General features: G+C 36.4%; 7 protein-coding genes. 2 read left to right on the forward strand and 5 right to left on the reverse strand.

The genetic code is table 11. From position 1 onward, the window contains the following. Window positions 1-2: 2 nt before the first annotated feature. From C1A06_RS12050 to C1A06_RS12065, 4 genes are all read right to left on the reverse strand, one after another. Window positions 3-3,110, reverse strand: coding sequence for a SusC/RagA family TonB-linked outer membrane protein (locus C1A06_RS12050; RefSeq protein WP_101690464.1), 3,108 nt, complete (start codon window positions 3,108-3,110; stop codon window positions 3-5). An 82-nt stretch (window positions 3,111-3,192) separates the two neighbouring features. Then, the gene (locus tag C1A06_RS12055) at window positions 3,193-4,860 is read right to left on the reverse strand and encodes a ribulokinase (protein ID WP_101690465.1); all 1,668 of its coding nucleotides are present in this window, start codon (window positions 4,858-4,860) and stop codon (window positions 3,193-3,195) included. A 215-nt stretch (window positions 4,861-5,075) separates the two neighbouring features. After that, window positions 5,076-5,948: an HAD-IIA family hydrolase gene (locus C1A06_RS12060; RefSeq protein ID WP_101690466.1), complete on the reverse strand. Its 873-nt coding sequence runs from the start codon at window positions 5,946-5,948 to the stop codon at window positions 5,076-5,078. A gap of 51 nt (window positions 5,949-5,999) precedes the next feature. Continuing rightward, window positions 6,000-7,346 carry a sn-glycerol-1-phosphate dehydrogenase gene (locus tag C1A06_RS12065; protein ID WP_101690467.1) on the reverse strand — a complete coding sequence of 449 codons (1,347 nt, stop codon included), beginning with the start codon at window positions 7,344-7,346 and terminating at the stop codon, window positions 6,000-6,002. A 277-nt stretch (window positions 7,347-7,623) separates the two neighbouring features. On the opposite strand from C1A06_RS12065, the gene C1A06_RS12070 reads away from it, so the two are divergent. Continuing rightward, on the forward strand, window positions 7,624-8,388 hold the full coding sequence (locus tag C1A06_RS12070) for a DeoR/GlpR family DNA-binding transcription regulator (RefSeq protein ID WP_101690468.1): 765 nt from the start codon (window positions 7,624-7,626) through the stop codon (window positions 8,386-8,388). A gap of 372 nt (window positions 8,389-8,760) precedes the next feature. Here C1A06_RS12070 and C1A06_RS15100 read toward each other — a convergent pair whose 3' ends face one another. Next, window positions 8,761-8,922, reverse strand: a complete 162-nt coding sequence (locus C1A06_RS15100) for a hypothetical protein (RefSeq protein ID WP_159461416.1) — start codon at window positions 8,920-8,922, stop codon at window positions 8,761-8,763. 155 nt (window positions 8,923-9,077) lie between these two features. Here C1A06_RS15100 and C1A06_RS12075 point away from each other — a divergent pair, with 155 nt between their 5' ends. Next, complete coding sequence (locus C1A06_RS12075; RefSeq protein WP_101690469.1) at window positions 9,078-11,903, forward strand: triple tyrosine motif-containing protein; 2,826 nt, start codon at window positions 9,078-9,080, stop codon at window positions 11,901-11,903. Window positions 11,904-12,078 lie beyond the last annotated feature (175 nt).

A 12,078-nucleotide genomic window follows, 5' to 3' on the forward strand; every position in this document is an offset into this window, starting at 1 on the left:
ATTTAGAATTTAATATCAAATCCGATTGTATATGTTTTCACTTGCGGATATGTACGTCCATTTCCTGCTGGAGTTTCTACGTCATAACCATCCCAGAAATTATCTAGAGTAAATAAATTTTGTCCAGCTACATAGAAACGTAATCTATCTACATTGAATTTGCGAGTGATTGCTTTTGGTAAAGTATAACTAACTTGTATGTTTTTCAGACGAAGATAAGATGCATCTTTTCTCCAGAATGAAGATCTAACGAAGTTGCTTCCTCCATCCCCATAAGTCAAACGAGGAAATTTTGCATTTCTGTTCTCTGGTGTCCAATAATCTTTATGTTGCTCTTGAGCAGTACCACCACCATAGAAAGGCTGAATTGCAGAGTCACTCAAATATCCGTCAGCTTTACCTACACCTTGAAGGAACATATCTAAACCTATACCTTGATATTCCATTCCAAGATTTATACCATAAGTATAACGAGGAATCGTTTCTCCAATTTTTATTTCATCTTCCTGATTGATAATACCATCATTGTTTCTGTCACGATAGATGATATCTCCCAAGCCTACTGTTTTAGTAGATCCCGATGTAGTAGCATATTTTTCTATATCTTCTTCTGTTTGGTAATATCCAATTGCTTCGTAGCCAAATAGAGATTGAATTGAATATCCTTTTATATTTTTCATCACACTATTACTTTGGGTTCCAGCAAATGCAAGTATTTTATTACGAACATCCGAAATATTGAAACCTACGTTATAGTTGAACTTACCAATATTGTCACGATAGTCGATCATAACTTCCCAACCTCTGTTTCTTACTTTACCGGCATTCATCATTGGTGCATTCAGTCCCACTGTTAGAGGGATATCTACTGTCATCAACAAATCGTCAGTAAGTTTATTATACATCTCAGCTGTGATATTCAGTTTATTGAACAATGTAACATCCAATCCCACATTCCACATTCTTGAAGATTCCCAAACTAAGTAAGGATTTGCCATATTATTTAATGCTGCAAGAGGGATGTTTTCACCACCCATAGCTCCTGTTCCTAGAGCCATAAGAGATGCGAAGTCATAGTTTCCGGCAGCAGTTTGGCTACCTAATTCGCCCCATGACGCTCTGAACTTCAAGTTGTCTACAACATCCTTTATTCCTTCGAAGAAAGGCTCTTCAGACATACGCCACGCAGCAGAGAATGAAGGGAAGAATCCCCATTTATTACCTTTTGCAAAGCGTGAAGATCCATCGTAACGTGCATTTGCTTCGAAGAGATAACGAGACTTATAGTCGTAATTGATACGTCCAAAGAATGACAATAATACCCACTCAGCAGCACCACCAGTAGCATCTGTATCCGAGTTTTTTACCATAGCTCCAAGATATGGATAGTCAGGGAAGTATGATCCTACACGGGAACCTTGAAATACATCTGAAGCATAGTCTTCGTATGAAGCACCTGCCAAGAATTTGATATTATGTATTTTGTTGAATGTTTTATCTGCTGTCAACGTACCTATCAAAGTGTTAGCCATACGTCTTTCGTGAGATTTTGTCAACTCTGTCTGAGCAGGTCTTGTAAATGCCACTGAGCCTGTAGGATAATAACTTACGACAGCTTTATTATAATTATTGTTGTCAAGAGTTAACAATTTTGGTGTGTATGACACATCTGCTGTTAACCATTCAACCGGTTTATAATTAATTTGCAAAGTTCCTTGCAAAGTCATGATACGCTTTTCACGTGAACCTCCATCTCTGGTCATTGCTATAGGATTGTTACCATTCCATCCTTCTCCATACAGACCATTAGATAGGATTCCGGGTTGTGTAGCCGGCAAGCGGTTAACCATATAGAATACAGTACTATTACTAACTCCGGGTTCTGTTGTATTCGTATTTACGTATCTTAGATTAAGCTTTACATTCAGTTTTTTATCGACTTGAAAGTCTAAGTTATTGCTAAAAGTGAAGCGGTTGTAGTTAGCTGTTTCAATAATACCATCTTGATCCAAATATCCTATTGAAGTATTTACTTTTATCTTCTGCGACCCCGCATTCATAGAGATGAAATGACTTTGCATAAATCCTGATCCGGTCAGAACCTGATCTTGCCAATCAGTATTTGGATAATTGTCCGGATCGGTATATTGACCTTCTTTCCATTGCTCAATCTTATCTTCAGGGAATAGCAGCGATGAACCAGAATTTTGAGCTGCAAGATTGATCATGTTCATATGGTCTATCGCATTTACTTTCTTTGGAAGATTGGTTGGTTTTTGCCATCCAGTATATGCGCTATAGTTTACCGAAAAACGTTCTTCGCTTGATCGTTTGGTTGTCACCAATACAACACCGCTGGCCGCACGCGAACCGTATATTGCCGCTGATGCAGCATCCTTCAATACAGATATAGACTCGATTAAGTTGGGGTCTACATCATTCAAAGAACCTTGTACTCCATCAATCAAAACCAAAGGAGCGGCAGCAGCAGCCGTAAATGAGCTTACACCACGGATACGTATTGCACCAACATCGGAACCTGGAGCTCCACTTGTAGTGGTTACTGTAACTCCCGATGTTAACCCTTGCAGTGCAGCAGTGGCTTGTGCTATTGGACGATCGGTTATACGATCAGCACTGATCGAAGCAACAGATCCCGTCAGATTTGCTTTCTTTTGTGTTCCATATCCAACAACTACAACTTCATCAATTTCAAATGATTTTTCGCGCATGACGATTTCGTAGTTATTTTTTTCTGTAATATGTACGATCTGGTTTTCGTACCCCATGTATGTTATTTCCAGAATATCGCCTTTTTGAGCTTCGATTGAGAAATTACCATCAATATCCGATATTGTAGCTTTTGAAGAACTTTTCACTCTGATAGTTGCTCCAATAATAGCTTCACCTGATTCATCTTTAATAGTTCCTTGCTTATTAGCACTTTGCTTTGCTTCAGACACACCTTTCACTGAACTATTTATATCAGCTTTTACAGTGATAGAGGATGACATCAGTCCGAATGCAATTAAGAAGACTGCCGAGTACTTAAGCTTAGATATTTTTGTTAAGCTCAGCGAATCAAAAAAGTATTTTTTGAACTTCTTCATTTGATATTAGTTTAGGTTCGTATTTAATTAACTTGATGATATATAAACAAAATTTCCTTTGGTGTTTTTTTTATTCTAAGACCTATATATTAAATTGATTTTCTGTATGTCGTTTTAATTTCAAGTACATTTCGTATCGTTTATTGATTTTCTCGGATTGTTCTTTACATGGATGATAAGTTGTAAGATCAGGCCTTGAAAATCTTTCTTGAGCCTCGGTAACATCTTTGTATTTTCCCGTAAGTGTCGATGCAAACATTGCAGCACCTAGGGCGCAAGCCTGACTACAATCTGGAACACGAATAGGCATATTCAAAGCGTCGGATAACATTTGCATTACATAAGCTGATTTGAGAGGTACTCCTCCTATGGCTACAATTTCTTTTATAGCTACATTATTGGCTTTGAAATGATCAACAATGGTTTTAATTCCGAAAACCGTAGCTTCTACTAGCGAAGCATAAATATCTTCGGCTTTGCTGGATAAAGTAAGGCCGGTAATTGTAGCTTTCAAATTGTAGTTGAGGAATGGATTACGTCTACCATTCAACCAATCCGTAGCGTATACAGTTGGGTTCTCGTTTATTTTTCTGAGAGCTTTTTCGGTTAGTTGAATAAGTATTTTTTCCGAAATCTCTCTTATTAATTCTTTTTTCTGCAGATCATTTATTACAGATGATTCTTCAATTATTTCTGATGTGCTTGTCGTGATCAGTCTTTTAAACCATGCATACACATCGCCAAAAGCTGACATCCCCGCCTCGAATCCGATCATATTGGGTATAATAGAACCATCAACTTGTCCACTGATTCCGGCTACAAGACTATTACCCACTTCGGACGCCGGCATTACAACCATACTACATGTAGATGTACCCATATTTTGTACTAGTGTATTGTATTTTACTCCTGCACCTACTGCACCTGCATGAGCATCAGTATTTCCAATACCAACTATTACATCTTGTGACAATCCAAGTTTTTGAGCCCATTCTTCAGAAAGTGTTCCTGCCGACTGGTCGCATGTATATGTTTCAGAATTCATTCTTGAGACGAACTGACCTAACTGATTATCAAGCTTCGATAAGAAGTCCACCGAAGGAAATCCGCCCCACTCTGATGCCCACATTGCTTTATGTCCCGCCGAGCATCTTGCGAGCATGATATCTTCAGTTTTCTTTACTCCTGTAAGCAGTGCAGGTATCCAGTCGCAATGCTCGACTATACTGTATGCATCTTCGCGCAAAGAATTATCTTGCCTAAGAAGGTGTAATGCTTTAGACCATAGCCACTCAGAAGAATAGCTTCCTCCCGAATATTTCGAATAATCAATATGCCATCCGGCAATAAGATTATTGATTTCCTCAGCTTCGTTTACTGCTGTATGATCTTTCCATAGGGTAAACATTGCTCCTGGATTATCTTTATACTTATCGAGTAAAGCTAGTGGAGTTGCATTTTTATCAACAAAACATGGAGTACTTCCAGTTGTATCTATTGCAATCGCTTTTACTTGTTTCGCTGCTTCTGGATTTTCCGACAACAAACTTTTAATTACCGACTCTAATCCTTCAACATAATCAAGAGGATGTTGGCGAAATTGATTCTTTTCGAAGTTGCAGAAAAGACCTTCTTTCCATCTTCTGTATTCTGATACGGATGACGCTATTTCTTCGCCAGTATTTTCGTCTACCAGTATGGCTCTGACCGAGTCTGTTCCGTAGTCTATTCCTATAACAAAACTATTCATGGTATTGGTTCAGTAGTTATTTTGCCACAGAAGGCATTTTTTATTATTCGAAATATTTATAGGGCAAATATACTATTAAAACGAAACAAAACAAATAAAAACAAACAAAAAGTAAAAATAAACATCAAAAAAGAAAAGGAAACGAAGATAGTATTTCTTTATATACTTAAAATTGCTTTTTAAACTGTTCTATTTCTTTCTTTTTCAGGATTATCTTAATTTAATCTTTTTGCGGACATCAACATCTCTAAAAATTCCGATAGATTTTCGGCAATAATATCCGGCTTCAGATCAGATTCTTTCACTATATCCATTGTCGTTTCTCCAGACATAACCAACACTCCAACCGCATTGGCATTATATGCCATTCTGACATCAGTATATATTCGATCACCTATCATAGCCACCTCTTGAGGTTTAAGATTATATTTTTCCAATATTCCATCCAACATCCTAGGATCAGGCTTCCCTATTACAACATCAGGTTTTCTTCCCGAAGCATGCTCTATACACGTTGTTATCGAGCCACAATCAACCAATATCAAAGGTTTATCTGTCGGGCAAACTCTATCAGGATTGGTTGCTATGTATGGGATATTCTTTTTGCTAGCCCACCACGATGCGCGACACAATCTGGCATAATTGAGCGTCATATCAAAACCAACAACCAACATATCTGGCACATCATTCGGATCATCCTCCGTTGACACAAACCCTGCCGATTCAAATTCCGATATCATACTAGGCGTCCCGAGGATAAATAATTTTCTAACATCAGGATAATGTCCTTGTATATAAGAGATCGCTGCTTTAGCAGAGGTATACATCTCTTCAACTGAGGCTTCTATCCCCATTCTTGAAAGATGCTGAAGATAATCGTTAATATTCTTCGATGGATTGTTAGTCAGAAACGAATATTGTATTCCCATTTCTTTTAACTTATCCAGAAAGGGTATCGTAAAAGGGAATAATGTACTTCCGTTATATATCGTTCCGTCCATATCTAGGGCGACATGCTTTATATCTTTCAACCCAGAGCTTAATAGGGATTCGGTATTGAATCCCATTTTATCCATGTATGTAAACATATGTTTAGAGCTTTTGTTTTCTAATGAGTCTAAAATCGGCACTGAAAGAGATTAAATTTCCCAGATACCGCCTTTTCCAAACAACTTATCAAGCCATTCCTCGAGCATATTCGCTCTTACAGCAACATCCAAAATCGTGAATCGGCGACGGATATATTGAGCCCTAACAAATGTTTCACGTAGATATTTTCTAGTTAATCCAATATGTTCAGGTTCGGTAGGTGCCCCGACTAACGCCAGCCTATTTTTCGCCTCGTCGTACGATATCAACTGCTTTGACAATCTTTCTTTTATAGCAGGCCAATTATCTTTAAGTGTTGCAAGCTGAATAGCCAACTCTTCTTTGTTAGCATACTTCGCTTTTGTTTCGACAATTCCGATTTGAGGAAAATCTGTATCTTTAAATATCTCACCCGCTTCTTTCTCCAACTCTTCTGGAGTAGGCCATGCCTTACAGCAAGCTTCTACATCTAGCTTTTCAATCGGAGAAGCAAGCATCGCTTCATACAGAGCCGTAATCGCCAATGTTCCAATAGCAACCTGAAATCCATGAGAGATTTGCTCACCATTATTAGTGTGATGCTCCATATTCCACAGATGACTAAATTGATGCTCAGCTCCTGATGCCGGGCGACTTGATTTAGACCATTGCATTGCAAATCCTCCAAGCATAAGGCCTTCGGTAAGATCACTTATTGCTTTTTTATCCCCTTCAAGAGTTCCTTTAGGATCTGCCAACGCATCATGAAGCCCATCTTGAACAATACTCCATGCCTGTGCATCTATAGGTTCTACACCTAGACTATCTGCTAAAATCCAGTCTGCACCAGCTGTAATTTTAGCAAAAAGATCACTATAACCTGAAGCCGTCATTTCACTTGGGGCCTGACTAATGACTTCGATATCGGCCAAACAGGCAAGTGGAGCAGGACAACTGAAGGTCTGCTTTGCCCCCTCATGCGTAATCGATGCCCCAAAGGCAGTATATCCATCCATTGAGGCGGCAGTAGCAACACACATATATCGTCTATCAGCTTGGAAAGATGCGAGCTTAGTTAGGTCATTTATAGTACCCGATCCAACTGCTATTGGTATTGCTTTGTGCTTTTTAAGGGAATCTGCAAGCTTTTCTACAAATTTATATTCTGCATAAAGATTTTCATCATCGAATACAAACGGTGCCTCCTGCTTGACTCCACCACCATCTAATATTGCTTTAACTTTTTCGCCCGCAACTCTATAGGTATTTATATCGGCTATAATTACGGCCACCTGATCAGGGAATTGCTCCTTGAATAATTCGGCAACCTCGTTAATATTACCGAATCCAATCTTAAGAGCTTTGGTTTCGTCTGCGGCTTTTAGTGCTATTTCAACTTTCGAGCTGTTGTTATTCATTACTGTTGTGAGATAAGAGGTTTTTAATCGAGTTGTTTTTTTATTTACACTGTATTATTAAGTCAATAATGCAATGAAACAAAAGGAAAATTGCGTTAAAAGGAAAATTTGCTTTATATATCTGTCTGCAAATCTAATCTCTTTTATTTTAAAAAGCAACAAAACGAAGAATTATATTTCGTATTCTTTTCTTTTTGAATATAATTTTAATATTAATCTATTTTGATATATCCTTTTATTTTCGTTTTTTTGCTTATATATTTAATTATGATAACATATGCTTAGTATTGCAGAAAGACATAAATATATTTTAGACTCTTTAAACAAAGAGGGTTTTATCAAAGTAGTAGATATAGCGAAAGAACTGGATGTCACAACAGTTACAATTAGAAAAGATCTCAAGCTACTAGAAGAAAAAGGCTTGCTATACAGAACACATGGAAGCGCCAGTCCTGTAAATCCTCACATGGGAGATAGAAATGTTACAGAAAAGGAAAAGATTCGAATTGATGAGAAACGAAAGATTGGTATAGCTGCAGCTAAATTGATAACAGAAAACGATTCTATAATTGTAAACTCTGGTTCTACAATTTGTGCCTTTGCAGAACAAATAAATACAGAAAGCCCATTGATGGTTGTAACAGCATCCATTAAAGCAACCTCAATATTGAGCGAAAATGAGAATATCAGCATATTGCAATTGGGGGGGAATTATCGTCGCCGCTCGATGTCGGTTGTCAGCAACTATACTATAGGCTTTTTAAAAGAAATTGCCTGCTCCAAATTATTTCTTGGGGTGGACGGTATCGATCCGCTTTTTGGAGTTACAACTTCTAATCTGGAAGAAGCAGCACTAAACAAGGCAATGATGAATGTTGCTCTAAAGACCGTCGTGCTATGTGATTCATCAAAATTCGGGAAAAGAGGTTTTGGTAAAATATGCGATTTGGACAAAATAGATGTGATCATAACCGATTCGGGTATCAGTGAATCTATGAAGAAACTGATAGAGGAAGAAGGGGTAGAGTTGATTATTGTATAAAATATAAGACTCAATAAAAGCTTAAAAACGGGACTAATTATCTCATTCGACAACACAAATAAAATGGCTATAAATTAAAAAGAGAGCATAATCTAGCTAATATCTAATCGTAGTAATTAAAAAAACTGGAGTAGCCAATGCTGAAAAATTACCCCAGGGTACGCTTCATTACACACATTTTATACAAACTTCAGAGAAACAATGAAAAAGGATGTAAACGAGAGAAAATCAAAAATCGCATAACAGCTTGGGAACCAGTAACCCATTGACTACTTTAAAAGAGAAGAAAACATCTGGAAACTAGCCAATTGCGACTCTTAATCAGTAGGTCAATGGTTCAAATTCCTCTGAGGTCACTTGAAAATCAAAGGTTTAGAATACTTCTAAACCTTTTTTCTTTATCTGTGACGGATTCGTGACGTTTAGACTATTGAATATAAATTTACCTTCAAACCTATTCAGCAGGCGAGGCGCTTCTTTGCAAGGAAGTATCGTACCGATACGTTCTTCATCTTTGCTTTCTATACCAGACATATGTATTCAAAGATAGCTAACCTCATCCATTTCTTGTCCATCAATCTATGTCCAATTTTAGTTATGATATCCATAAAATAAAAAATTTGTATTTTTGACAAAATATATCTACGAAAGACATACTTTCTTATTGTATCATTTAATCAATCATTTTCATGTTTTACATAAAAAGAGCTGCAATAGCAATATTATTGCTTTTACATATAACGATACTATTTGCAAACAAACCATATGTTGTTAATATTTATAGCAAGAGTTATAATGCTGACAATAAAAACTGGGCTATAGGCGAAGATGAAAGAGGTATACTTTACTTTGGTAATGACGGAGGGTTACTCCAATATGATGGTATTGAATGGACTTTATACAAAATGAATAAAGCTCCTATTCTTAGATCTCTAGCCGTAAAATCACATAATACGATATTTACAGGTGGTTATGAAGAATTCGGCAGATGGGATCGAGATATATCCGGAGAACTCATATACACATCTCTGAGCGATAGTATTGATAAATCTAGTTTTAGGAATGATGATTTTTGGAAAATATGGATAGACACTTCCGTAGTATATTTTCAGTCGTTCAACACGATATATGTCTACGACTACAAAAACATAACAAGTATAACATCTGAAAACGGCTTCTTATTTCTGTCGAAAGTACGCGATGAATATTATGTACAACAGATGCAAGGTCCATTATTCAGATTAAAAGGGTCGAAGCTAGAGAAAATAGAAGGAAGTGACTTCCTTGAAAAAACTGACGTTCGGGTTATCCTGCCATATGGTAGAGACAAGATAATTATAGGTACAGCACGACAAGGCCTATATATCTATGACGGTAAAACCTTTTCGACATGGAATCCAGTACTGACATCTGAACTCAATGCCAAAGATCTTAATTGCGGGATTCTAACATCATCAGGTACATACATGCTAGGGACTATTCTGGGCGGAGTTTACGAAGTTGATACTAAAGGTAATATACTAAATAGATTATCGGCTGATAATACACTCCAGAATAATACAATCCTATCACTTTTCGAAGACAGTCGTAAGAATGTATGGGTAGCCATGGATAGGGGACTTGCAAATATTCATTACATAAATGATATTGACTGTTATACTGATATTTACGGTAAAACTCCGACTGTATACGATGCACAGATTTGGAAAGATAAGCTCTTTCTCGCTACAAATCAAGGAGTATTTTACCTGAATACAACCGACTTATCTCAACCATCCACCTTAGATAAATTAAAATTTGTAGAAGGTACTCAAGGGCAAGTCTGGAAGCTGAATAAATTGGGTGAAGAACTATATTGTTGTCATAATCGTGGACTTCTAAAAATCAATCCGAATTTAACTATCCAAAGCGCTTTTTCGGTAGATATAGGATTGTATGACATGAATAACATAAATATATATAACCAGAAAAGCATCATTTTGCCAACATATTACTCGGTAAGAATATTACACCCTGATACTCGGAAAATCTATATATCTTCTAAGATTAAAGAACCTATATTAACAGCTATGGATGACCATCTGGATAATCTATGGCTAGAGCACTTCAACAAAGGAGTATATCGTTGTCGCTTAAATAAAGACTTAACTGAAATCGAAAGCTACAAATACTACGGAGGCGATAGTGGAGATGGACTACCCTATAAACTAAAAATATTTAAAATCGGTGGTCGGATTATGCTTTATGGCAATAATAGCTTCTATACATATGACGATATACATGATAGCATAGTACCAAGTACTATCCTGAATGAGTGCTTCAAATCGATAAAAGGAATAAAAAATATAATATCGGGGGCCGATCATGAATTCTGGGCCCTAGGTAAAAATGCTGTTTACAGATTTAAATTCGATGGATACAATGCCGAAATTCTAGATAACTTCACATTCGAAGGGAATCTCTATCTCGTAAACAATAGTGAAAATGCATCCAACATAAATTCGAATCAAACATTAATTTGTCTTGATAACGGCTTCTTGATTTATACAAAATCAGATTCAACTGCAGGATTTACTCAAAAAATAAAATTAAAAACTCCGTTTCTATCGGCAGTAGAATCATCCAACATCAAAGGTGAGAAACATTTTTTAGAGATAAGTGCAAATGCCAAAATAAAAAACAGTTTCAAACATCTAATCACATTTAGCTTTTCATCACCCGATGCTTTTTCTCCCAATATCACATTCCAATACAAGCTTCAAGGAATTGATATTGATTGGTTAGAAAAAGAAAACATAAATAAAATATCGTATGCACGATTACCTACAGGTAAATACACCCTATTCTTAAGGACAAAAGATAATATCGGAAATTTTTCGGAACAGATTGAATATAAATTCGAGATACTTCCACCATGGCACGCAACAATATGGGCATTTTTTGCCTATGTCATAATTTTCATGCTAACATTCTATTTTATCTGGTCATTGATACTCAGAAGATATAGGAATCTGCATCTACAAAAGATTAGAGCACGTGAAACCAAACGATTAAGATCATTGGCTAGTGAATTACAAGATAAGTTAGAACTGAAAAGTGCAGAATTACTAACTCAAACATCCTTCATTATTCAAAAGAATGAGCTAATCATGAAAGTAAAAGATATAGTTGATGTGTTTAGACCAACTGCAACCAATAAAGATGTACTTCAAATAATAAAGAAGATAGACTCGCTAATAGACACTGTAGATCATGAGGCTGATTGGAAATCATTCATGATTGCTTTTGAAGAAAAACATAATGATTTCTTCAAGAAACTGAAAACTGAGTATCCTGAATTAACAGCAAATGATCTGAGATTATGTGCCTGCTTGAGGCTTAATTTAGAGTCGAAAGAGATAGCTTCATTAATGAATTTATCAGTCCGTGCTGTAGAAAATAGTCGTTATAGACTACGCAAGAAGATGAATCTTTCGCCAAATCAAAATTTAAATGAGATAATCATAAATTTCTAGACAATCTATAAATCAATTACATAAATATATTTGAGTAGTAAAAGTGAGGTCGTTCTTATGTTAAAGAATGGCCTCATGTATTATAGGTGAGGTACATTTTAGTACATTTTTTATTAACAAATATTACGTTTGACTTGTTAAGTAATCATTGTTGAACTAAAGCCAAATTTATATG

This window comes from Dysgonomonas massiliensis (assembly GCF_900240225.1).
GTDB classification, from domain to species: domain Bacteria; phylum Bacteroidota; class Bacteroidia; order Bacteroidales; family Dysgonomonadaceae; genus Dysgonomonas; species Dysgonomonas massiliensis.

Coding starts and splice junctions, on each gene's coding strand:
- C1A06_RS12050 (WP_101690464.1), bottom strand. CDS start 3,110: ATGAAGAAGTTCAAAAAATACTTTTTTGATTCGCTGAGCTTAACAAAA.
- C1A06_RS12055 (WP_101690465.1), bottom strand. CDS start 4,860: ATGAATAGTTTTGTTATAGGAATAGACTACGGAACAGACTCGGTCAGA.
- C1A06_RS12060 (WP_101690466.1), bottom strand. CDS start 5,948: ATGTTTACATACATGGATAAAATGGGATTCAATACCGAATCCCTATTA.
- C1A06_RS12065 (WP_101690467.1), bottom strand. CDS start 7,346: ATGAATAACAACAGCTCGAAAGTTGAAATAGCACTAAAAGCCGCAGAC.
- C1A06_RS12070 (WP_101690468.1), top strand. CDS start 7,624: ATGCTTAGTATTGCAGAAAGACATAAATATATTTTAGACTCTTTAAAC.
- C1A06_RS15100 (WP_159461416.1), bottom strand. CDS start 8,922: ATGTCTGGTATAGAAAGCAAAGATGAAGAACGTATCGGTACGATACTT.
- C1A06_RS12075 (WP_101690469.1), top strand. CDS start 9,078: ATGTTTTACATAAAAAGAGCTGCAATAGCAATATTATTGCTTTTACAT.